We start from the raw sequence: 24,448 nt of genomic DNA, 5'->3' as shown, positions 1-24,448 counted from the left end.
TAAAAGCCAAAGCCACACGAAAGAATTTGTGCGGTAGCTAGGAGAGTAATTTCGTTCATAGTATTGAATTCTTCAGATGACAGTTCAAGTACTTCTAATATCAAAAATTGAATTTACTTAATCATAAATTTAATTACCTAATGTCATAACTATCTACATCTTTCGTATAATTTTTAGGATTAGAGTTTTCAAATTCTTCTTTAGTTGCATACATATATCTGCGATTTCTATGACTAAAGTACTCAATTAAGTTTAAAATACAATCTCTTAATATATGATCTAGTTTTAGATAGTTTTGAAACATTTCATCATGATTTTTTCCAACTATACCTTCATGTACTGCAAGATTTCTTTCTCTTTTTATAAGACTTTTTACATTTTTATTAATAGGAATTTTAGCATATTCTAAGAAATTAGTCAGTGATTTATTGGTACTTGTATGATTGATATTTAAATTCGATATCACAGCATTCATTCTGTTCCATGATGCTTCATCAATACTTTTTACAGGTAAAATAGCCTTTATTAAATTGGGTTTTATCTCTTTTGAGAAAATATCTTCATCTATCATGCCTGTAGATTCAACAGCCATATAATTTGAATATTTTTTTGCAATTCTTTCGAAGGCTGTAATCAATATGAAATATCTCTCTTCAATTCCAGTAGTTTGTGATGAAACATTTAATGAAAAAATTAAAGATTCTAAATCTAAGATTTTATTAATTCTTTGAAATTTCACAAAAGATCGGAAAAATATTTCTCTGAAAATCTCATCAGAAAAAGAATTATGGGTATTTATAGGAATGTAGTCATTATAGTGATCGTCATTCTTGTTTTCGAAGGAATAATTTATTTCTACTTCTGATGTATATCGATTATTATTTTGTCCGTGGTATCTTCCAATATATTCTTTTCGTACCTTGACTTTGGCCCCATTAATAAATGATAGTGTGCTAATTAATTCATGTTTTATTTTTAAGTAATCCTCATAATACAGTATACAATGACTTCTTCGTTCTTTATGATTTCTGAAGTCTATTAATACATTTTCAGAATTCTTATGTTGAATTAATTTGAATTTAAAATAGTTCCCATTTCCTTCTAATCCATCAATCACCCACGATGTCTCAGTGTGATCGAATGTAAAATCAAAAAAACTATCATCATTTTCAATACCATTTATGAACTTTTTAGTTTTAGTGGAATTAGCAAATTTTGTCTTAAAATTCTCAAGTTCCACATACCAAATATTTTGTTTCTTCTCTACTTCTTTTTCCTCACCTTCATAAAGCGCATGCTCTGGAGTATGTAATTTAATATAGTCATCGCAAATAAATGTTACTTTATTATTACTCCCTTCATGTTTTGTCAAAAATAAATCTTGACATTCAATTTTATTTTTTTTCAGTTAAACCAACTATTTTATAATAATGATTGAATTCGTTTTTTTCATAAATTGAATTGTCCGTAAGTAACGTTTCAATCTTATAAACCCCATTTTCTATAAAAACCAAAGCAAATGAAAGATCGATTATTTCATTTTGACATTCTAAATACCCAGAAGTAATAGTATAAACTAAATCCATTTTCTATGATAAGTAATTAAATTTTATTGAAGGTATAAAAAATTATGATTATAATATTCCCTGCTACCGCACGAATCCTTTCGTGTGGTTTTAACATTACATCAAGCATTCAAAAAACATCCAAAGATTAACAAAACCTCAACACAAAGCCTGTAGACACTTCCGAAGGGTCTATAGGTACTTCCCTAACCCCCTGGATGGTCTTCCCAACGGCCTAGACCCCCTTGAGGAACGGACGACACCCCCTTACCCAAGGGGTAGAACCGGTTATGTATGGGGGTGTAGGTGGCTTCCGAACAGCCTTCAGACCGTTATCCAAGGGAGTGCAGACCCTTGTCAAACTCCCTTGAGGAGGGTTATGTCCCCCGGAAACTGAGAAATGTCTACTATTTGCTTTTGTCAATTATTTTCACTATCTTGTAACATGAAAAAAATTGAAAATCAAGGGTGTATAACCCATGCAGGCAGAATGAACGAACGAACAAGAGCGATGGAAGTTCTTGAAAAAGCCAAACAAACACAAGGGAAAATTACCTTTCTGAGACAAGGGGTCGGGAGAAACTTTAAGCCAAAAACTGAGGAGTCTTAAATCGGAATTGATTTAATTGATATCTTCAAAGAATGGTATATTATCTCGTGGACAGAGAAGAACCCGAAAATAATATACTGGAAGTCTTAAAAGAAAAATACATCCGAACCGAAGGACATAACGGCAATAAGCTGGATGATGTTGACAGGATTCTAAATATCTCAATCGACAATCGTAACGCATTTCTTCAGCGTATGATAGATGATCGGAAAATAATGATTCGAGATAGCGCAAACGAGCATATGATTATGCTGCCAAAATAAAGCAAAGCCCCTGAATTATCAGGGGTTATTTTTTGTGTTATAAGGATCTGGAAAAACAAGTAGTTCTTCAATTATTTCCTTCGCAGCAAGGACACGCTTTTGAAGTTTCACGTCGCTTTCTAAAGCCTAAACTGCCGGAGAAAATGTTTGCTTACTAGCTTTGTTGAAAAATCGCAGAAGGCAAGTTTTTTTAATGCAAAGGTTTTTGTAAGATGTTGATAATTTTAAGGAAAACAAAGGGTGGCGGTCCACCACTTATAAAATGTTCACTTCATCTGATCAAAGATTCCAACTTTTTATAATACACAAGTTATAAAGTAATCAATTTATAAAGTAATCAATCAATCTGAAAAAACAGGAATGGTTGCCATTTTTCCACGTTGGTGGGTTCCGTGGGTTAATTGAGGGTCATTGTACGGAAGCATTTGCCCGTTCTCCAAATTCTTCAAACTGTGGAGCATTTTTAAAGGATTTCTTTTGTTTTAGTGACTCAAATTCAGGAGATTTTTTACAATGGTCCATAAGAAAAATTGTCTCTCGATATTTTTTTACAGGATCTATTAAAACAAACTCCCAAATATTCCGTTTAATTCTTAAATTTGGTTCATGCAGCCAAATTAATAAAAAAACACCCTTTAGTTAGAGTGTTAGTTTTTTAAGAGCCAATTGGTACGCAAGAACATACGCAGTCGTAAATACCCTGGTCTGGATCACATACGTATATAGATTCACACTTGAGATAGTGTTTAGCTGGACACACAATTGGATTATCAGCTCCCTTAATTGCTTTTAAATTTTCTCTTGAAAGTTTTTTGAATTTTTTCATGCTTAAATTTTAATTTGTTCAAGGCTAAATATACATAAATTCTTTATTGTGTGAATAATAAATTTTGTACTCTCTGCTTCACAAACTTTTTATTTTCTACTGAAAGTAAGACTTACTTTTTCTATTCTCCAAAATCTGCTAAACAATAGTATCAAAACAAAAATCACCATCTTTCAAAAGAAAACACCAAATATTCCGTTTAATTCTTAAATTTGGCTTATGCGAAAGAATCTTTATTTCATCATTATATTATTTTCTCTGACCAGCTGCTATACGTACCAGGTAAAAAAACAAGTGGATCCAGCGGCCGACAGTAAGCAAAATACAGCTGCGCAAATGAAAAGCGCAACAGCTGCATCCCAAAGCCCGAACGCACAACAAATGCCTGCTCCTGTCAATATTCAGGAGAAACTTGCATCCGGTAAAAATGTTAGAATTGAAGCAGATGGCAAAAGTTATAAAGTAATTGTTGACAAGTGGGAAAGTGACAGTCTGGTGGCACACCCGGTTCATAATCCCAACAAAATTCTGAAATTCCATAAGAACCAGATCAATGCTGAGAAAATTGCAGAAAAACGATTTTCACAACCCATAGCTGATATTCTTACGGTTACCGCTTATGCTGCAATTGGTGTTGGAATCTATCTTCTTGTCCGCTAGTTTTTTTAACCTTTTCCAGTAATGATAGAAAATATTATAAGATAATAACGAAACATACTGTCCGTGAAACGGATCAATAAAATAATGCCATATGATTCATATGGCATTATTTATAAAACATTTCCCAATTAATACGTTATCATTAAAATAGGTTTAAAGGCTTAATAAAGTATTTTTCTGCCTTCAATTTTAACCATATTTTCATTTTCCATTTTCTTAACAGTTCTTATAACCGTCTCAACACGTAACCCTGTAAGGTTGGCAATCTGCTGCCGGGTATAAGGTACCTGAAAAGTCTGGTTATGATCGTTACCCTGGGTTGCCTTTAAATAGTCCATGACCGTTTTGATTTTGAACTGTGGATCCGTGGATGAAATATTAAAAAGCATTAAGTATTTGTAGTAGAGTCGGTCGGACATGCATTTAAACATATCCATCATCACATCCTTATTTTGATGAATGAGCGAAAAGAAATCTGCCTGAGGCAGTTTCATGACGGAACATTGTGTTTTGGCAACGGCAGTCATGGGATACGGCTTATCGTTAAAAAGTAACGATTCGCCAATACTTTGCCCATCGGAAAGAATATTCTGTGTGAATTCTTTACCATCCTCATGGTAATTATTGAGCTCGACAACACCATTAACAATCTGGAAATAAAATTTAGCAAAGCTTCCTTCACTAAAAATAATCTCATTTGGTAAATAGGTTTCATATTCACCTCCATAAGCTAACAAAAGGTCTTCACTGATTATCATATCTTAAAATTTTATTGATAGTTAAGTAATGAACATCGTAGTAAAAAATTGGTGCTTTTCCAATATCAAAAAGCAAGCCATATTAATTTATTGTTACGAACAATACCAAATAAAAACCCGTGTTTATGATCAGGATAATAATATAAATGAGAAGTATTTGTTAATTTTATAAAGATTAGCGAGCATAATGGTAAGTATTAAGCAATGTTTTATGATAGCAGGAACCATATCTGCCTTTACATCGATAGCTTTTATAACTGTTGCTGTATTGTATTTCCGGACCTGTTCAACTAAATGTAACATACACGATCTATTTTTTGGTGCCATTATTGGAGGATAATCAAAACAATTCCAAATGTCAATTAACATGAAAAAGCATATCATTATTGTTGGTGGAGGATTTGCAGGAATTAATCTTATTAAATCCTTAAAAAATGACAATAGATTTCTTATTACGCTTGTTGATAAGAACAATTATCATTTCTTCCCTCCCCTTATTTACCAGGTGGCGACCTCTTTTATTCAGGCCTCCAACATCAGCTATCCTTTCCGTAGATTATTTTCAAAATACAAAAATGTGAATTTTCATATGGGAAGCCTTCTTAAAGTGAATCCCGAAAGCAAAACCATAGAAACAGATACGGGAAACCTGACTTACGATTATCTGGTTATTGCATTGGGAACTGAGTCCAACTTTTTCGGAATGGATAATGTACAGAGGTGTGCACTTCCAATGAAAAGTATTGAGGAGGCACTTTATCTGCGGAATCATATGCTCCTCAACTTGGAGGAAGCTGCCAGAAATAAAGATCCGAAAACCGCAGAAAAATTACAGAATGTGGTTATAGCAGGCGGCGGACCTACCGGGGTAGAACTGGCGGGCATGATCGCGGAAATGGGAAAATATATTGCTGAAAAAGAATACCCGGAGATCAAGCTCAACCTTTCCAATCTGTATCTGATTGATGCCTTACCTACCCTGCTTTCCCCGATGAGTAAAATGGCACAGCAGACTTCCCACAAGACTTTACAGGAGCTTGGTGTAAAAATACTTCTTAATGTTTCGGTAAAAGACTATGTCAATAATCAGGTGCTTCTGTCCGACGGAACATCGATAGATACCGAAACCCTCATCTGGACCTCCGGAGTTATAGGACGGGAAGTTCCTGGAATTCCGGAAGACAAAATAGGAAAAGGAAGAAGAATCTTAACTGATGAATACAGCCGGGTAGAAGGAATGGAGAACATCTATGCGGTAGGAGATATCGCTCTTCAATTAACGGATAAAGAGTTCCCGAAAGGACATCCCCAGCTTGCCCAGGTGGCCATACAGCAGGCTAAAAATCTGGCTAAAAATTTCATCAGGATCGAAGAAGAAAAAATACTCATTCCCTTCAAATATAATGATAAGGGCAGTATGGCGATCATTTCAAAATTCAATGCCGTGGTGGATCTCCCTAAATTTTCTTTCAAAGGTTTCCTGGCCTGGCTTACATGGCTGTTTATCCATATCATTCCGCTGGTAGGCTTCAGAAGCAAAATCAGGCTAGCACTGGATTGGTTACGGCTGTTTATCACCAATAACCCATCCATCCGTTTAATTCTTTATCCAAAAAGAAATACAACTCAACAAAAAAAATAAAGTATGAAAACAGAAGAAACAGTATCCGTCCTCAATGACCTGCTTCACATTACGAATGACAGGATAGAAGGATTTGAAAAGGTTGAAGGAAAAATCTGGGAAATGTATCCCGGAATAAAAGATGAGTATGACCGCATGATCTCACAATCAAAAATCATGAAAAATGAGCTGATTAACCTGATCACTGAAAAAAACGGAAAACCTGAGGATTCAACTTCCATTGCAGGAGCTCTCCACAGGACATGGATTGATATTAAAAATTCATTTACCATAGGCAATCTCGAAGAATCTACCTTAGAAAATGTAATCTTTGGTGAAAAAGCGGCCATTGAGGCTTATCAAAAAGCTCTGGACAGCGGAGATCTCTGTGAAAAAAGCGAGAAAATTGTTTCAGAGCAATTACACAGCCTGAAGATATCTTATCAGCAGTTTAAAAATATTGAAGAATATAAAAAGAAAGAATAAGGATATGAAAATTTAAGTTCAACAATCACACACCAAATCTTAAAATAACATGAAAAAGAAATCGCACAAAGAAATGCTATAGGAAAAACATCGACAACAATTGTTGTGGCTGCTGTTGCTCCAATTGTTTTTGCCCAGTCATAAAAAACATCAAACATACCGCAGGACAAAATCTTATCTACCCCACTACAAAAAGTTCATATCAAATATTAAAGCCACCTCAGGGTGGCTTTTTAAACGATCACAGGTAATTTACTATAAAGATTTGGTCTAAAGTTCAATTCTATGCAAATCCTTTACGGTAGGACCTGTAAGCATTTTCCCATTGACATTGAATCTGGAACCATGGCAAGGACAATCCCAGCTTATTTCTGCACTATTCCAGCGTACTTCACAATTCATGTGAGTACACGTACTTTTAACAAGATGTATTTTCCCTCCGCTGTCTTTATATACAGCGTAAGATTCACCTTCGTATTTTACAACTTTTGCTTCACCTTCAGTAAGTTCGGTTAGAGAATTTATCTTCTCAATAAACAGTTTATCTTTCACAAAATCCAATACTACACTAGCCTGCTCTTTCACAAAATTGGTAAAGCCGGCCACCGGTTTTATCCTTCCCGGGTCAAAAAGCTCTTTATACTTACTGGAACCGGTTAAGATTAAGTCTCCAAGAATTTGTGAGGCAATAGTTCCAAAGATCATCCCGTTTCCCCGGAATCCTGTGGCTGTATAGATTTTTTTGCATCCCGGCAATATTCCAATATAAGGAAACCCGTCAGTCGGTTCATAGTATTGGCTGGACCAGCTGTAAACAGCAGTATCTACATCAAAATGTTCTCTCACATAGTTCTCTAATTTCGAAAAGCATTCTCCGGTATCCTCTGTATGTCCTGTTTTATGGTCTTCACCACCGGCAATCAGCAGATCCTCACCATTTATATTCTGAATTCTGTAGTAATGATAGGGATCAGTCAGGTCATACCCGAGATCTTTAGGATAATGATCTCCTTTCAGACTGAACGCAATGGCATAACTGCGGTAAGGAGCGTTCATCAGATGAAGGATGCTCACTCCGGGAGGAATATGGGTAGCATAAATAACATGGTTTGCACTAATACTTCCTTTTGAAGACTTCAAAATTACTGAATTCTCCTGTTCATCATGCCCTTCACAAACACAGTCTTCTACGAGTGTCCCTCCCAGATTAATAAACGCCTCTGCAAGGCTTTTGATATATTTGATGGGATGAAATTGCCCCTGATTGGGAATAACAGCCGCCTTCCTGAACGCAAAAGGAAAAGGAATTTCATTGGTAAACGTCATCTGATGTCCTACCTGTGATGCCCCTTTTACCATATCCTCCAATTGTTTTTCCTGCTTTTCATCTAAAGCAAAAAGGTAGGCTGTTTTGTTTTCAAAATCACAGTCAATATTAAATTCCCTGATATTATTCCTGATAATATTTTTGGCTTCAATGCCCACATATTTCAAGAGTTTTGCGCTATTTAAACCAAAATCCTTAATGGCCTGGGCATAGGTGGTATCAAAGAAGTCATTTAAGTGGGCTGTTGTTCCGCCGGTGGTTCCAAAACCAATGTTGGCAGCTTCCAGAACAATACACTTCTGACCTTCTTTCTGTAATCTTATTGCGGCAGAAATGCCGGTAATACCGGCTCCAACGATGGCAACATCATAGTGTTTTTCCAAGACTGGCTCTAAAGAAAACTTTTTAATTTCCTCCTGCCATATACTTTTTCTGGCTCCATCCCTGTTCATCACTTTTTAGCTTTTAAAGTGTCGCTTTTTAATCTTAGATCGTTTTTCTTCTTTGCTTCATCCTCATTTATATCACAACGGCAAGCTGTTAAACTCGTAAGGCAAAATGCCATTAAAATGATTGTTTTCATATTTTTTTGTTAGGGTTTATCTATTATTTTATTGCCTTAATAAAGATTTTTGTCAAAGATTTCGTATCATTTAGAAACATCTTCAAGGGAATGAGGGTGCGTAATAATATCATCCAGCTTCATAATGTTAATATTTAGTGGGTGTGAAGAATCTCTTCGGACAACATCTCTGGTTGTTTCCGGATTAAAATGCCATATAGATTTGAAATCTATATGACATTTCATTATTTGACTTAATCTTCCTGTTCTGCATCAAAGTTGATGAAGGTTTCAGCAATTTCAGTAAGGTTATAATCTGTATCTTCTTCCTCCTGAAGTGTTTTTTCGAGCAGGTCTGCAGCCTTATCGTGTCCCATGGTAATAGCAAGCTGAGCCAGCCCCCCATAGGTTGCAATCTCATAATGTTCTACTTTCTGCGCAGCAATAATCAAAGCTGCATCTCTGGTCATAGAACCTTCTGTAGATTTTATAACTTCCTCGCCTTCTTTTATGATTCCTTTTATTGCTTCACATTCTTTTTTTGCTGGAGTCTCATCAATGAGCTTAAAGACTTTTTCCAAACGGCTTATATGTTTTTTGGTCTGAAGCTGATGGTCTTCAAATGCATCTTTCAGTTCTTCGGTTGTTGCCGCTTCCTGCATTTTCTCCAATGCGTCGATAATGGCATTTTCTGCGAAATAAATGTCTTTAAGAGAACTCACAAAGAACTTGTGCAGTGGAGAATTCTTCATTTCGTTTTTGTCTACCGAAGCATTGTCTACTTTCATTTTTTTATCTGCAGCAGATGCTGTTGCAGTGCCTGCAGATGTTGTTGTACTATTTTCTGTTGTTTTTGTTGCCATGATATATGTATATGATGTGGTGTTGAAATTAAATTAAAAGATTACCTCTTTAAAGCTGTAAAGAGGTAATCTAAAAAAATTATGAATTATTACGTCTGCCTCCAAATCCTGATCTTCCTGAACCGGAAGATCTTCCGCCACTATGAGAAGCTTGTCCTCCCATGCGGGCAATCCTGGTACGTTCAGCTTTACTCATGGATGCAAAACCTCTTCTTGAAGTTTCGTTTCCTGAATTTCCTGAATTAGAACCACGACCTGAGCCACTGCCGCTTCCTGAGCCTGAACCTCTTGAACTACCGCCAGCGCCTGATCTTCCTGAATTTGAAGAAGATCTTCCGCCTCCATGGGAAGCTTCTCCTCCCATACGGGCGATTCTTGTACGCTCAGCCTTACTCATGGATGCAAAACCTCTTCTTGAAGTTCCGTTTCCTGAACCTGAAGATGATCTTCCTTTTCCTGATGAGCCGGATCTAGAACCAGAACCAGAGCCGGATCTAGAGCCTCCTCTACCTCCGGAAGTAAATCTTCCCTGGCTATCTCTTCGTTGATTATCTCCTCTGGAACCTTCTCTTCCTACGAAGCTTCCACGTCCTCTATTATCGTCGTCTTCATCATCATATTCATCATCGTCATAGTCTTCGTAATCATCGTCCTCGTAGTCGTCATCATCATAGCTGTTTTCATAATCATCATAATCATCTTCATATTCAGAGAAATCATCATCATACTCTTCATCTTCGGATGCATCGTTATAACCATGGTCATAACCTAATTGATAAACTTCCTCTAAAGTAGATCTTTCACTGTTTGAAGAATTACTTCTTGAACTACGACTGTTTGAATTTCTAGTGCTCATAACTGAATGTTTTAAAAAATTAATATATAAGTGATGTATTGCAGTTCTTAACTAGTATCAGAAAAGCAATGGTGTTAGTATATTGATATAATTGTATTAAGCTGAACAGCTTATGTATGACCTCCACTATGGAAGCATCAGATTTTTAATCAGTTTGATATTTCAAATTTACAGCAGAATAATTCTCATGTTTATGACCCGCATCATATTAAATAATTTTTTCTGTTGATGATCTTCGATAATGTATTTATAAAGCGTGTAGTTCAAAATTACAACCCTATATAATTTATTTTTATGATTTACATCATAAAAAACAGATATTATTCAACATACTAAAGAACTTCACACATTTTAATATTAAATAACACATTTTAAGAATTATATTATTTAAACAAAAAAATTCAAAATATAATAACAGTAATAATAATTTAAAAAGTAAAGATATTATTTACAAAAAACCTTCCTGAGTAGGAAGGCCAGAATATATGGGGTCTAAAAAAGTGTTAAAGGCTATAAAGTTATTTTCCATCCTCTGTTTCAATGCAGGACCGTTATAATCAGTTATTGCATCAATTGAGTACCAGTTTCTCAGTAAGAAACTACAGATTATTTTTCAAATTTATCTACTTATTCTTTTTTAGTTTATGAGCTAGATCACAAAGTAATTTTATTATCTTGGAAACACAATTATTTGGCACTTGTTCTTGTCCAAAAAGCACCGTATGTCAACATACAGTGCTCTATTCTTATTAAAATATATTCAGCTGAACCAATCATTAACCAGTCATTATCCCTCAGACAAAGATTATTAATTTTCCAGATGATTATTTTCTAAAAACTCTCCTATTTTATTCCATTCAATCTGTCCTGCAATGGAATTGGAATTGGCGTCAAAAACATGTTCCCCGTAAGGAATTTCAACATAGGAAACAGGGAGCTTCATTTCTTCCGTTTTTTTTACAAATTTTCTTGTAGCTTCTACATTTACGACATGATCTATTTCGCCGGCAATAATGAACGTCGGGGAAATTCCTTCGGAAAGCTGGTCTATTAAATTCAGCTGTGCATAGCGCTGTGGGAATTCGGTGGGTGAACCTCCGAGATATTTTCTAGCCGCATATTTGAGATCAATATTCTTTTTTTCATCTATTTTCTGCCAGAGCTCGGATAAACTGACAGGCGGATAAATAGCAATAACTGCAGCCGGAACCGGAGGCTGAGGGGAATCGTAAGATTTGGCAAAACCTTTCCTTAATCCTAAATCTGCCTGCATCACCAAAGCGGCCCCAGCGGAGCCCCCTACTAAAACTATTTTGTTCGGGTCAACATTGAATTTTTTTGAATTTTTCACCACAAATCCCATTGAAGTCACGACTGAATTAACAGCAGATTCCCAATTGTGCCGGTCTTCTTTTCCTAAAGGATAATCGATTGAAAAAACGGTGTATCCATGATCTTTAAACCAATTGGCTGCATAACCTACCTGGGTTCTGTTCCCTTCAATAAAAGCACCACCGTGAACAAGAATAACAGGAATCGCAGGCACAGAAGATTTTACTTCCGGACGGAAAACATCTATATGCTGCTCTTCATTATAAATCGTAAGATAAGAATAGGTTTCCGTAGGTTTTATCGGTACTCCAGAACTTTTTAATCCCTGGGAAAAAGAAACTTTGGTATTGTATTTTTTGGCCGTGGAAAACATCACAGCCGTGAAATAAATCTGGGCAAGAAAAAACAAAACCGAAAGGACCAAATTGGCTATCAGTAATTTCCGCCAGTATTTTCCATATCGGTAGAAAAGAAAACAGATCAATAGTAAAACCAACCCCAAAACAACAAACTGTGAATTGAACTGCATGGTAAACGAACTGCTGTAACCGCTCAGAAGCATGGGTGCTTTCAGATACACAGAAATCATAGGAATAACCAATAATATCAGGATAATAAAGAGCAGAACTGCAAAAAATATAGATAAGGACTTTCTCATAGGATTAAAATTTATAAGTTACCGTAAAATATCCGGATGTGGGTGGAATGGCAATCGTAAAATAAGGAGTATTATTGGCCACTGCTGAGTTGTATTCAGCCTGGGTAAAGTTTTCGAAGCCGGCAAGCTGCTGCTGCAGGGTTCCCGGCCTCTGGTAGCTCATTACCCCATATTTGTTAAATACATTGTTCACATTAATAAGCATACTGATATTTTCGTTTAAATTATATCCTATTCCAAGATCAAACTGGGAAAATCCCGGAAGTTTATAGATATTGGTATTGCTTCCTTCTCTTTTACCCATATAGCTCCAGGTCACGAATCCATATGCTTTGCCGATTTTCAAATTAGGAGTGACGTGGGCCATAATTTTCGGAGTATAGGCAATCGTAGTTCCCGAATATGAGGAAACAGTATCATCTGAAGGACCGGCACTTCCCAAATTCCATAAATATCCTTCTTTAACTTTCGGATCCTGCAGGGTAAGCACAGCTCTGATACTGAAATTATCAGCCGGTTTTATATTGGTTTCCAATTCAATACCATAGGTTTCATTTTTATTGTACAGGGACGGTGTGGTATAGAACCCGCCTTTGCCGTCATCAGCCATAAAGCTGTAAGGAATATTGCTCAGCAAACTGTAAAACGGGGTTATAAAAGCATCAAAATAAGTGGTTTTGGTTTTAAAGCCCATCTCCACCTGCTGTGTTTTTCTGGATTGCGGATTCAATAAGTCTATCGTTTCCGGCCTGTTGGCTGCAAAGAACATATCAAGATCCGGAGATTTGCTGCCTTTAGAATATCTGGCATATATGGCAACATTATTATTGAACTTATAATTCACCGCTGCTGAATAGGAAAAGTTTTCCAGCTGCCTGCTATAGGCAACATTGGTAAGTTTCGTTAAAGCATTGTTATTGTACAGGGTAAAAATGTTACTGTCCGTCCCTCCGTTTTTATCTGAAAACAGATAGGTTCTGGTATTATCCCCTTTGATCCATACTTTTTCATACCGGATTCCCCAATCCAGAGTCAGATGATCTGTAATATCCCAGGTATGTCCGAAAAATACGGCCCCCTGCTGCTGTTTGGCTTTAAATTCAATTAAATCCCCCGTACTGCCTGCTGCCTGCGCAAACCCGTCATTATTGGTCAGCTGGTAAACACCGGGTTTTGTAAAATCTAAAGTAGTGACACCCGTTAAGCTTACCGTCAACATTCTCGGCCTGTTTTCCAAAGTCGTAAGCCCTATCCCGTTAATTCCGGAAAAACGCCATACATCAGAATAACCGTAATATCCTCCAAACGAGAAATTCATATGGTTCCATTTTTTATTGATGGTCAGCTGATTCATTGATTCTTTTACTTTATTTTCATAAAAATTTAGCGCCGACATTGCAAATGAATTATTCTGGATAGACTGACCCGGCAACTGATTCTTGGTGATCTGGTAAACAGGTAATCCTCCGGCCCCCAGGGCAGCATTCACACTGGCAAGTTCCTGTCCTGTAAGTGCATCTTTAAAGGAGTAAGTTCCGATTCCCAGTCCACCGACTAAAAAATAAGAGGTCATATCATCCAGTGAGGTAAGAAAAGAATTACCCACACTGTTCTGCACCACATCATTATCAGAGTATTTGCTTGCAAAGAACAGCTTCCAGTCATTTCCCAGGTTATGATCCCAGTTGAGTCCTACGGAACGGTATTTATTGCTAACCAAACGCCCTGAATTATAATCTACATTACCTCCGTGAATAAAATCCGGAGAATTGTACTGCAGCTCCGGAATAAGCAAAGACGAACTGCTGCTGAACCCTTCCGCCGGTTCGGGAGCCGTATAGTTTCTGGTAGGAATCAGCTGCGCATAGCCATTTCTGTCATCCAGATATTTCAGCAATACTTTAAGGCTTCCTTTACTGTATTTTTTTACAATATTTGCTTTTACCTGGCCTCCGTTATTAAACGGATAGCCTGCATACCGGGCACCTAAATCATACCGGTAAAACCCGCCGACATTAAAAAACCAGTTATCACCCAGAGGTCCTCCAAAGTTGGCATCAATTCTGTGATATCCTGAGTTATTAGCTCCCTGAATTCCATATTTTGCACGGATTTCTCCTCCAAATTTATTGCCTCCTGTTTTGGAAATATAATTGAAGATTCCTCCTGGTGCATTGGCCGCCGTAATAGAGGCAGGCCCTCCTCTCACGGCATCAATCTGGGAAATGGTTGCATCTGCTCTTAGAAAAAAGTCGGGACCGTAATTATAATAGGTGGTATTGGTTACAGGCAAACCGTCTTCCTGCATAGAAATATATTCGTAAGCAAAAGTACCGTCTGAAGAACCTGCACTGATTCCTCTTGAGCTTACATTGTTCCTGATCTCTCCCAATGATGAGTTCACATATACTCCGGGAACGTTTTTAAGCAGATCTGCAGCACTTACAGGGACCTGTTTTTCAATGACCTCGCTTTTCAGAACAGAGATAGCCACAGGAGCATTCATCCTTGTTCTTTTATCAAATACCCCGGTCATAATCACCTCATCGATATCTTTTGTTTTCGCTGTATCAGCTTCTTTTTTCTGGGCTGTTACATTGGAAAAAGCTGCCAGAAAAAGTACTGCTACCGTGATTTTTGTATTTAAAAATGTAGTCTTCATAATATTGTAATCATTAATTTGTGCCATACTTTTTAAGCCATTCCGCCACATGGGTGAATACCACCTGCTCATCTGCCGGTAATTTTGTGATAAGATGCCCTGCGCCGGGAACTACGACCAATTTATACGGAACACCTTTTGCTTTCAGGGCTTTTTCCAGAATATAAGCCTGCTGGATGGGAACCACTTCATCCTTGTCACCATGAATAATCATTGTGGGAATCTGATTGACAAATTTTACAGGACTGGTTTTAGCATAAGCTTCCGGAATCGCATCACCGGGTTTCCAGACTACTTTGTTTCCAGACATTTTATCCAGGACATTCAAAAGGTTAGCTGCTTTCACGTACTGTAACGTCTGAACATCTGTAAAATCTACGGGACCACACATTTCTATGATGGTTTTAATCTGAGGATTTTTGGTATAGGCATACATCAGCGAAACATGGGCACCGGAGCTCCCTCCGGAAATTGAAAACCCGTTTTTTCTGGTATTCCACTCATTGGCATGGGAAGAAAGATATTTTACAACGTTATCAATATCATCTAAAAGCTCAGGAAGATGGGTGTCAGTAAGATTGGCATAACGGTAATTGAGATTGGCAACAGCAATTCCCTGTGAAAGAAGATATTCGGAAATTTTACCATCATATGTCCTATCACCTTGCGTCCAGGCTCCACCGTGGATATTAACAAGAAAGGCAGTTTTCGGGCTTCTGTTTGCCGGTAGATAGACATCCATTACATTCCTTTCGTGTGAGCCGTATTGTATATCGGTAAGCTTTTCTTCCTTTTGGCTTACAGAAACCGTTTTGGTGTTTTCAACATTTTGTGTTGAGCAGCTTACCGTCAATAATGTAATGGACAGGGCTGCGATTTTAAAATAATTCATTTCAGTTGTTTTTTTAAATTCTTTTTAAGTATTTTTCCTGTAGCGTTTAAAGGCATCTCATCTATAAATTCTATGATTCTCGGATATTTATATTTGGCAATTCTTTCTTTTGTCCACAGCTTAATATCTTCCTCGGAAGCGTTGCTTTCTTTTTTCTTTACCACAAATGCTTTAATTTCTTCACCTAGCTTTTCATCATCGATGCCGATAACCGCAACCATGGAAATATCAGGATTCCGCATCATCACTTCCTCTACTTCACGGGGATAAACATTCATTCCGCCCCGGATAATCATTTCTTTTTTACGGTCAACGATGAAGAAAAAACCATCCTCATCCTTTACCGCGATGTCTCCGGAAAACATCCATCCGTTCTTCAGAACTTCCTGAGTTTCTTCAGGCCTTTTGTAATAGGCTTTCATTACATTGGGACCGCGATAGATCAACTCTCCTTTTTCACCAATCGGGAGTTCATTACCTTGATCATCTATAATCTTTACCTCAACTCCCCAGATTGGAGTTCCGATAGAACCGGGCTTTCGCCCCACTGCCAGCTGATTGAATGTCACCACAGGAGAACCTTCGGACATTCCATATCCTTCAATAATGGGAACGCCGAAGCGGGTTTCAAATTCGTCAATGATTTTTACAGGAAGGGAAGCACCGCCGGAAACACAGATTCTCAGTTTTTTAATGCTGTTTGTATTTTCTTCAGTGTTTTCCTCATTCAGCAGGGCCCAGTACATGGAAGGAACGCCGGCAAAAATCCGGATATCAAAACGGATAATGAGCTGATAAACTGCTTTGGCATCAAATTTCGGCATCAGGATAAGATGAAGCGATCTCCGGATTCCTGCAAGCATCATTACCGTTAAGCCAAAAATGTGAAATAAAGGTAAAACAACAAGCTGGGCTTCAAATTCGGTAGATGCAATTATAGTTGTGCTGGCTTCTGAATTGGTAAAGAGATTAATATGCGAAAGTTCGGCTCCTTTAGGTTTTCCGGTAGTTCCCGAGGTGTAAATAATAACGGCCGTATCTTCTGATGAGGTAATATAGGATTCAAATTGGGTTTCTTCGTCTTTAATTAAATCATCAAAATTCTCAACATCTTCAGCGAGGTTCCCTATACTGATAAAATCTTTGCATGAAGCACTTTTATCAAACCCCTCCTTTCCAAACATTCCTACAGGCATTTCCGGAGTTCCTGCAAAGCACAGAAACATTTTACTCTCAGAATCGGACAGCTGATAGGCAATCTCTTCAGGTTTAAGAAAAATACTAAACGGGACAACAGCTGCCCCGGTTTTTAATATTCCGAAAAAAATAACCGGGAATTGCAGAATATTAGGACATAGCAAAGCAACCTTATCGCCATATCCGATTCCTCTTTTTGCAAAGGCATTGGCCGCCTGGCCAACTTTTTCATGAAAAATTTTATAGTTAATCGTAGTTTCTCCCAGGCTTAAGGCCGGCTTTTCCGGATTCCTTCTTGCGCTTTCTTCCACTAAAATTGATAAGTTCAGCATAATTTTGTTCATATTGAGTTAATGTTGATATGAAAAGGGCCTTGGTTAAAGGGAATTTCATATGAACTAATCTTAACTCCAAATTAATGATATGCTGCACAGGTGCTGACACGAAAAGGAAATTCCGTGATACGAAAAAGAAATTTTTTCATAGTGTATAAAACTGCAACTTCACGCAAATGTCAGGTATAACAGACATTCACGATATTCCGTATAAAAGTGTTTAAGTTTTACTGACGTTCTTCAGAAGGAAGCTTCCCGAAATGACGAAGATAAAGCTGTGAAAAGTGTCCCCTGTTGTTATACCCGATAAAATCACTGATCTCCCCTACGGATTTTTCGGTTTCCAGAAGCATTGCACGAGCTGTTTCCATTCTGGTTTTGATAATATACTGATGAATAGGCAATTGGGTATAATCCTTAAATCCTTTTTTCAGATCACTGCTATTGAGTCCACAGTAACGGCTTATCTCCCTGATGGCCAGACTCTGGAACGCATTGGTATCTACAAAATCTTTGGCCAGTTTTATTTTGTCTTCAAATGCCTTCTTATGCTCAAAAGTCTTTTCATCGGACAGCAGATAATGGATCCAATAGCTTAAGAACTCTAAAATCCGGCTTTCGAGAATAATACTGCATGAAGCATCGTCAAACGGAGTATCGAAAATAGTTTTAAGTTTTTCCTGACTCAGGTAATTGCGCTGTGCATTTTCCAGCTTTTCTTTCAGAAGCCCTTTATCTTTTGAAAATATGGTTTTGGGTACAAAAATCCTTACGCCATCGATATCGGTAGTATTGTGTTCAAATTTTTTTTCGTCATTAATAAAATTACTGCTGATCTTCCCTTCTTTATTGATCCGGAAATCCATCATCCCATTATCTCCTACTTTATGCGGGGAATGAAAAATGGTTTCTTCATGAAAGTTCCATTTTCCACGGAAAAAATGAAAATTCTTCTTACTGAAAAGAATCAGCTTCCCGGTTCCTAAATCCTCCGGCATCTCCAGAACAGTAGAGTTCAGGAAATCTTTATCACAAAATCTGTAATCCTTCATCAGACCTTGTTTAAAACCATCCGGTTCCAGATAAGGAAGGAGTAATTCCATACAACGGTAATTTATTGGTGTAAGTTAATAAAATTTCAAAACATGACAAATATCATGTTTTTTATTTAAAAATTTGCTGGGCAAACTGGTAAAGAGATCTTCTCCACGTAAGCCATTCATGGCGGGTTTCAGGGGATTTGTATTGGAAATAAGGATAATTATTCCTGTTTAAGAAATCCGTCAATAATTGATCAAATTTAAAAAACATAGCGTCTTCTTTTTCCCCGATTCCGATAAAGAAGTAAGGCTTTTTCTTAGACTTCAGCAAGTTTCCGATAGGAAGTTCTTTAAAAGGTTCTGCCTCAGTTCCTTCATAGATCACAGGACTAAATGCTCCTATCGCCGAAAATGTTTCGGGATGAGAAACCCCGACAAGCATAGCCTGATAGCTGCCGCGGGAAAGTCCTGCGATAGCTTTTTTACCTGAAGTTTTATATTTTGTCTCTATATAAGGAATCAACTCCTGCGTAATGATTTTATCAAGATTTTTGGAAGAAAGCACTGTTCTGGGATAATTGTCCGGCATTTTTTCCTGTTCGGGATTCAAGGCAACCCCATAGTCCATCACCACTATCATTTCCTGTGCCTTTTTCTCTGCGAAAAGATTGTCTAAAATGTTTAGGATATACCCTTGTTTTTCCCAACCTGTAATATCTTCTCCGGTACCATGGTACAGATACAGAACGGGTAATTTTTTTGTACCGTAATTGGGAGGAAGATATACTTTAAAATTCCGTTTACCCTGGGTAATTTGTGAGTTTAAACTGTCATTAATGATTTTCCCATGCTTTACATTTTTTTCCTGGAAAAAAACCTCCCCGGAAGGAACTTCAATTCCACTCGTCGGCTGGCTGTACCCAAAATACAGCTGTGTATTGGGATCATTAGTCCGTTGCCCATCCACATTGAACCAGTAATAATGAAAGCCTATTTCCATAGGTGTCGTGGAAATGTTCCAAAAGCCATCTTTATCTTTGGAAACGGAAGATTTTATACTTTTCATCCCATCTCCTCCATCTAAAGTTACAGATTTTGCACCCGGAAAGTAAACACGGAATTCTGCTTTTTTCTCAGAGTCTATTCTGGGAAATTGCTTTCCCGGTAAAACTGTTGAAGAAGTTTTATAAACCTGGGAAAATACGATGGAAGAGAATAAAATAAGAATTAAAGGTATTTTTTTTGAGTACTGCATTATTTTAGTTTTAAAATATGATTCACAGTCAGACAGCTTTTCTGAAGAAAAGGGCTCTTGTTACTTCTGTCAATCCTGTGTTATTACATCAATATTAAGGAAAATATTGTTCTATATTTAAATCTATAGAATATTGTTCTTTTTCTGGCCGTTTCAAATCCTGATTATTCTACTTCTTTTTTATCCTGATTATTTAAGAAACTGCTTCATCATTCTCAGCGTGATTTTCATGCTTTCCGGGAGTGGCATTCCGTGGGCATAGCCTGCAAAAACATGTAATTCTGTGAAAATACCTGCTTTTATCAGACGGTCAGCGTAAGCTATTCCACTATCCCGTAAAGGATCTGCTCCGGCAACAAAAATTACAGCAGGTGGAAGATTAGAGACATCTTTAATATTGCCAGGCAATACGTATTTTTCTTTTGAATTACCATTTTTTCCTATATAGAAGTCTTTTAAAACTGGGAAATCATCACTTTTGACACCGGGAATTCTTTTAAATTCAACAACAGACGGGTAATCCATCCCGAAATCACCGGGAGGAATTTCCAGAACCTGTAAACTGATTTCCGGACCTTTCAGATCTCTTGTATATTGTGCCAGACTTCCGGATATCCCGGCTCCCGCACTGGAACCTCCAACTGCAATCAGTTTTGGATTTCCACCAATACGCACTGCATTTTTACTGGCCCATAACAGGGAAGCATAGGCATCGTGAAGTGCCGCCGGAAAAGGATTTTCCGGGGCGAAACGGTAATCTATATTGATAACAACAGCATGCCCTTTCAAAGCATAATCTGCACACCTCTGATGATCCCATTTAGGAGTTCCATATACAAAAGCACCACCATGGAACCAAAGAAATAAGGGAAGATTTTTCGCGTTTTTGGGTTTATAAATCGTTACCGGGATTTCGGGATCTTTGGCATTCAGTCCCGGAATTTTAGATTGGGTCACATCAACGCTGTCTTTGTTTTTCAGTTCCGGCCAGGCCATTTCTGCCTGGGTTTTGCGCTCTTTTTTTACTTCTTCCAGGGTAATATCCTGAATCGGAGCATTAATCATAGCTCTAAACTGGGGCAGTAATCTTTTTTCTGCTTCCCGAAGGGTAAGTGGATTATATTGTTGTGCAAATGATAAGCCCGGGATCAGGAAAGATATGAGGAATAACAGGTATTTTTTCATAATAACAATAATGATAGATTCTATTCTTTCAAAAGTAATGTTATGCCTACCATTGGATGATACGAAAAGGAAATTTTGTGATACGGAAAAGAAATTTTTATAACCGGGTTTTCAAATTTGTCAGCAATTTTTTCTCTTTAGCTTTTAAACTGTTTCCGGAAGGCGGCAGCAGTTATCCCTTTATGCTTTTTGAACTGTCTGCTTAAATGGCTTTCATCAGAAAACCCTAAATCGTCTGCAATCTGTCCTATTGAATATTCACTGTAGATTAGCCGTTGTTCTATAATATTCATTTTATACTGAGTAAGATAACAGTGTAAGCTGTCGCCGGTGAGGTTCTTAAAATATTCGCCGATATAATTTGCCGACAGGTTAAACTGTTCTGCAAGATGTTTTATTCTTAAATTCTTAGGACTGTGTATGTTCTGGTGCAGATAAACGAGTATTTTATTAATCAACGGTTCATCCATGGTTGTATCTGATATAACCTGTTGGGGATTCACGTTACGGGAAATAATATTTAAAACAAGAATGACCAGATGCTGAAGATTTTCATCAAAATAGGAAGGCTTGTTGCTGTATTCTGTGATCATATTTTCAATTAATGAAGCGATCATGTTGCAGTCTCTCTCATCTTTAATCAATACCTGCTCAAAGCGGTTGTGATGCGTGAAAATAGCTTCCAGCTGCTTTAACCATTCTATGACTCTTTCTTTTTCGTGTTTGGTTTTGTACTGTTCGAGAAAGACTTCGGAAAACCGGATGGAGCAATAGCGGGTATTGGTAGTGCTCTCAAAACCTCTGCAGTCCAGCGGGGTAAACAAAAAAATACTGCCTTTAGTATATGGAAACTTGTTTTCATTAATAATCCTGGTGCCTTCCCCTTCCATAATCTGTACAATTTCAAAGAACTGATAGATCAGCGGACGTTCATGCCAATGTTCCATATCGGATACAAATATATCTAAAGGTTTATGTAAATGCTTAGTTTTCATTACCCGAAATGTACAAAAAAAACCGCCCGATATCCCTGTTTTTACCTCTTGGTTCATGTTAATTTTGTCAAAAAAATATGCCACAGAAAAAATTAATCGCTCCGTTTATCAGCGAAAACATTTCTCTTTCCAGCAGAGTTGTAATGGCTCCCATGAACCGTAGAAGAGCCATTAAAGGCATCCCGTCACCATCCATGATTACCTATTACCAGCAGAGAGCCGGTGCAGGATTATTAATATCAGACAATATTGCCGTTTCCTCCAATGGTGGAGCGTATATGAATACTCCGGGAATATATACTAAAAACCAAAAAGATGCCTGGAAAAAAGTAGTTGAAGGAATACATACAAAAGACGGAAAAATATTTGCCCAATTAGTACAGTCAGGCCGTGTTGGCCATCCGGCCATCCAAAATAATGAGCCATTGATAGCACCGTCTGCCATACCTGTGAATGAAACTATCCGTATTCCTGATAACAGCTATCAAAGCATGACCATTCCTGATGCTATCAGTACAGAAGAGATTCCGGTTTGGGTAAAAGTTTTTAAAGAAGCAGCCATCAACGCAATGGAAGCGGGATTTGACGGTGTTGAAATTCATGCAGCTCATGGCTTTCTGATCGACCAGTTCATCAATCCTCTGAGCAATACCCGAGCGGATGAATACGGCGGAAGTATTGAAAACAGAACGAGGTTCCTTTTTGAAGTCATGCAGGAAGTTATTGCAGCAATTGGTAAGTATAAAGTAGGTATAAGACTTTCCCCTTTCCGCGAAATTTATGATCTGAAGACTTATCCTGAGGAACTGGCAACCCACGAATATATCCTTGATGAACTACAGAAACTGGATATTTTGTATGTTCATTTTTCTAATGCGTTAGCTGATGGAAAACCTTCAATTCCATTGAGCTTTTTAGAGAATGCGAGACAACGTTTTAAAAACATCATCATAATTGCCGGCGGCTTTAGCGTAGAAACAGCGGAAGAAATATTGCAAACCGGACTTGTGGACCTGGTCGCTTTTGGCAAACTCTATATTTCCAATCCTGATTTGGCAGAACGTATAAAAAATGATCTTCCGCTGGCAGATTGGGATGAGGAAACGTTTTATCACGGTGAAGACAAAGGGTATATTGACTATCCGAAAATATCATTTCAGGGATGTATAGAGTGTTAGCTTTCATATTGAACTAAATTTTAATTGATCTGATACGAATTCCCGGATAGCTGGGCATTTGTGCCAGATCAATCACGTTCTGCTGTTCGGTTTAAAATCCTGTATTTAAGCCTTGAAGCAGGATTTTCAATCATAAAGCGATATAACAAACCTCCGGCAATACATCCTGCCAGGCAGACTAAAAGACTGAAATTGTCTGACACATTCATTCCAAACTGCCCAAGAGTATATTGAATCATATGGATAATTCCTTTATGTGAAAGATAAATTGCATAAGAAAGCGCCGCAATCTGTGTAGTACTATATGATTTTGACCTGAAGAGAAATGAAGACCCAGAAAGTGACGACATCAAAATAATTCCATAACTTATCGCTACAAAAGTAAATCCAAAGACGGAAGCTTCTTCAGAAACCTGATCGTTACATATCCAAAATGAAATCCCCAACAAAATCGCTCCAAGAATGAAAAGCTTATTCCCGTTGTTATGAACTGCATTTTTAAACTGAGATGAATATTGCATTAAATAACTGACTGTAACTCCTACTGCCAGACCGTCCATACGTGTATGTGTAGGATAATACATTTCCATATACCAAACTTTCCAGAAATCTTCGGTATCCAGCACCGGAACAATAAAGTCTTTCCAAATGATAAATCTGGCTGTCAGCGAAAAGATGATGAGGAAGGCAGTAAAAAACACTGTATATCTCAAAACTTTTGCCTTCACTGCGACTAAAAGCATGCAAGGAAGGAAAAGATAAAACTGTTCTTCAATACATAAAGACCATGCATGCGAAAACGTTCCGCGGTTAATGACATCGAGTCCATAGTTTTGAGTAAAGGTGATAAACTTCCAAAAAGAGGATAATGCCTCTCTTTCCCTGAAAAACGGAAATGAAAAGTACAAAGCCAAAGTGAAACAATACGGCGGGATAATCCTGAAAAAGCGTTTGGTAAAAAATATTTTTAAACTGATACTTCCACTTTTCTCAATTTCTTTAAACAGCTGTCGTGATATCAAATAACCACTCAGTACAAAGAAAAGATCTACCCCCGTCCACCCGAATCTCCCTAAGGTATCCAGCCAGGCCGGATGTTGAAACGCTCGGTAATGGTACAATAAAACCAATACAATGGCTAAAGCTCGTAAATGATCCAGTCCGTAAAGTCTTTCAGAAGAATTGTAGTTTGTCTGCATTGTTTTTTCTGCAAATGTTGTAAAACAGATCAGACTTTTTGTGTAATCATGGCAGACAGCTATAATCTGCATGCCAACCGTAAAATCAGCCGTCCGAATGATAAATAAATCTTTCCGTCACTA

Annotated in this window: 22 protein-coding genes; 5 read left to right on the top strand and 17 right to left on the bottom strand. The window is 37.5% G+C overall.

What is annotated here, in order from left to right; genetic code table 11:
• Positions 1-133: 133 nt before the first annotated feature.
• Positions 134-1,372: a hypothetical protein gene (locus LC418_RS10625; RefSeq protein ID WP_223559073.1), complete on the bottom strand. Its 1,239-nt coding sequence runs from the start codon at positions 1,370-1,372 to the stop codon at positions 134-136.
• An 835-nt stretch (positions 1,373-2,207) separates the two neighbouring features.
• On the opposite strand from LC418_RS10625, the gene LC418_RS10620 reads away from it, so the two are divergent.
• The gene (locus LC418_RS10620; protein WP_223559072.1) at positions 2,208-2,438 is read left to right on the top strand and encodes a hypothetical protein; all 231 of its coding nucleotides are present in this window, start codon (positions 2,208-2,210) and stop codon (positions 2,436-2,438) included.
• A gap of 655 nt (positions 2,439-3,093) precedes the next feature.
• Here the strand turns inward: LC418_RS10620 and LC418_RS21120 are convergent.
• On the bottom strand, positions 3,094-3,264 hold the full coding sequence (locus LC418_RS21120) for a bacteriocin-like protein (protein WP_155859086.1): 171 nt from the start codon (positions 3,262-3,264) through the stop codon (positions 3,094-3,096).
• Positions 3,265-3,483: 219 nt separating this feature from the next.
• Here LC418_RS21120 and LC418_RS10615 point away from each other — a divergent pair, with 219 nt between their 5' ends.
• Complete coding sequence (locus LC418_RS10615) at positions 3,484-3,924, top strand: hypothetical protein (protein WP_223559071.1); 441 nt, start codon at positions 3,484-3,486, stop codon at positions 3,922-3,924.
• A 161-nt stretch (positions 3,925-4,085) separates the two neighbouring features.
• Here LC418_RS10615 and LC418_RS10610 read toward each other — a convergent pair whose 3' ends face one another.
• On the bottom strand, positions 4,086-4,682 hold the full coding sequence (locus LC418_RS10610; RefSeq protein WP_223559070.1) for a Crp/Fnr family transcriptional regulator: 597 nt from the start codon (positions 4,680-4,682) through the stop codon (positions 4,086-4,088).
• A 129-nt stretch (positions 4,683-4,811) separates the two neighbouring features.
• A complete protein-coding gene (locus tag LC418_RS10605; protein ID WP_223559069.1) occupies positions 4,812-4,985 on the bottom strand; it encodes a hypothetical protein in 174 nt (57 codons plus the stop codon).
• A 64-nt stretch (positions 4,986-5,049) separates the two neighbouring features.
• Here LC418_RS10605 and LC418_RS10600 point away from each other — a divergent pair, with 64 nt between their 5' ends.
• Positions 5,050-6,324, top strand: coding sequence for an NAD(P)/FAD-dependent oxidoreductase (locus LC418_RS10600; protein WP_223559068.1), 1,275 nt, complete (start codon positions 5,050-5,052; stop codon positions 6,322-6,324).
• A 3-nt stretch (positions 6,325-6,327) separates the two neighbouring features.
• The gene (locus LC418_RS10595; protein ID WP_223559067.1) at positions 6,328-6,789 is read left to right on the top strand and encodes a PA2169 family four-helix-bundle protein; all 462 of its coding nucleotides are present in this window, start codon (positions 6,328-6,330) and stop codon (positions 6,787-6,789) included.
• A 270-nt stretch (positions 6,790-7,059) separates the two neighbouring features.
• Here the strand turns inward: LC418_RS10595 and LC418_RS10590 are convergent, their stop codons facing one another.
• The 12 genes from LC418_RS10590 to LC418_RS10535 form a co-directional block, all read right to left on the bottom strand.
• Positions 7,060-8,568 carry an FAD-dependent oxidoreductase gene (locus LC418_RS10590; RefSeq protein ID WP_223559406.1) on the bottom strand — a complete coding sequence of 503 codons (1,509 nt, stop codon included), beginning with the start codon at positions 8,566-8,568 and terminating at the stop codon, positions 7,060-7,062.
• A 197-nt stretch (positions 8,569-8,765) separates the two neighbouring features.
• Positions 8,766-8,924, bottom strand: coding sequence for a hypothetical protein (locus LC418_RS10585; protein ID WP_223559066.1), 159 nt, complete (start codon positions 8,922-8,924; stop codon positions 8,766-8,768).
• Positions 8,925-8,932: 8 nt separating this feature from the next.
• Positions 8,933-9,541: a ferritin-like domain-containing protein gene (locus LC418_RS10580; RefSeq protein ID WP_223559065.1), complete on the bottom strand. Its 609-nt coding sequence runs from the start codon at positions 9,539-9,541 to the stop codon at positions 8,933-8,935.
• Between the two features lie 79 nt (positions 9,542-9,620).
• The gene (locus LC418_RS10575; RefSeq protein WP_223559064.1) at positions 9,621-10,397 is read right to left on the bottom strand and encodes a KGG domain-containing protein; all 777 of its coding nucleotides are present in this window, start codon (positions 10,395-10,397) and stop codon (positions 9,621-9,623) included.
• Between the two features lie 808 nt (positions 10,398-11,205).
• The gene (locus LC418_RS10570; protein WP_223559063.1) at positions 11,206-12,387 is read right to left on the bottom strand and encodes an alpha/beta hydrolase; all 1,182 of its coding nucleotides are present in this window, start codon (positions 12,385-12,387) and stop codon (positions 11,206-11,208) included.
• 4 nt (positions 12,388-12,391) lie between these two features.
• A complete protein-coding gene (locus LC418_RS10565) occupies positions 12,392-15,076 on the bottom strand; it encodes a TonB-dependent receptor domain-containing protein (protein WP_223559062.1) in 2,685 nt (894 codons plus the stop codon).
• Positions 15,063-15,941 carry a prolyl oligopeptidase family serine peptidase gene (locus tag LC418_RS10560; RefSeq protein WP_223559061.1) on the bottom strand — a complete coding sequence of 293 codons (879 nt, stop codon included), beginning with the start codon at positions 15,939-15,941 and terminating at the stop codon, positions 15,063-15,065. Before LC418_RS10560 ends, LC418_RS10565 begins: the two co-directional genes overlap by 14 nt.
• A complete protein-coding gene (locus tag LC418_RS10555; protein WP_223559060.1) occupies positions 15,938-17,470 on the bottom strand; it encodes a long-chain-fatty-acid--CoA ligase in 1,533 nt (510 codons plus the stop codon). Before LC418_RS10555 ends, LC418_RS10560 begins: the two co-directional genes overlap by 4 nt.
• A 230-nt stretch (positions 17,471-17,700) precedes the next feature.
• Positions 17,701-18,576: a helix-turn-helix transcriptional regulator gene (locus tag LC418_RS10550; RefSeq protein ID WP_111954597.1), complete on the bottom strand. Its 876-nt coding sequence runs from the start codon at positions 18,574-18,576 to the stop codon at positions 17,701-17,703.
• Positions 18,577-18,637: 61 nt separating this feature from the next.
• Complete coding sequence (locus tag LC418_RS10545) at positions 18,638-19,768, bottom strand: alpha/beta hydrolase-fold protein (RefSeq protein WP_223559059.1); 1,131 nt, start codon at positions 19,766-19,768, stop codon at positions 18,638-18,640.
• A 189-nt stretch (positions 19,769-19,957) separates the two neighbouring features.
• A complete protein-coding gene (locus LC418_RS10540) occupies positions 19,958-20,953 on the bottom strand; it encodes an alpha/beta hydrolase (protein ID WP_223559058.1) in 996 nt (331 codons plus the stop codon).
• A gap of 137 nt (positions 20,954-21,090) precedes the next feature.
• Positions 21,091-21,948 carry an AraC family transcriptional regulator gene (locus LC418_RS10535; RefSeq protein ID WP_167409396.1) on the bottom strand — a complete coding sequence of 286 codons (858 nt, stop codon included), beginning with the start codon at positions 21,946-21,948 and terminating at the stop codon, positions 21,091-21,093.
• 77 nt (positions 21,949-22,025) lie between these two features.
• Here LC418_RS10535 and LC418_RS10530 point away from each other — a divergent pair, with 77 nt between their 5' ends.
• Positions 22,026-23,126 carry an alkene reductase gene (locus LC418_RS10530; RefSeq protein ID WP_223559057.1) on the top strand — a complete coding sequence of 367 codons (1,101 nt, stop codon included), beginning with the start codon at positions 22,026-22,028 and terminating at the stop codon, positions 23,124-23,126.
• A gap of 68 nt (positions 23,127-23,194) precedes the next feature.
• Here the strand turns inward: LC418_RS10530 and LC418_RS10525 are convergent, their stop codons facing one another.
• Complete coding sequence (locus LC418_RS10525; RefSeq protein ID WP_223559056.1) at positions 23,195-24,325, bottom strand: acyltransferase family protein; 1,131 nt, start codon at positions 24,323-24,325, stop codon at positions 23,195-23,197.
• Positions 24,326-24,448: the final 123 nt, after the last annotated feature.

It is taken from the genome of Chryseobacterium lathyri, from assembly GCF_019970085.1.
In the GTDB taxonomy this organism is placed as follows: Bacteria; Bacteroidota; Bacteroidia; order Flavobacteriales; family Weeksellaceae; genus Chryseobacterium; species Chryseobacterium lathyri.
This window is presented reverse-complemented; position numbering and strand designations above follow the sequence as displayed.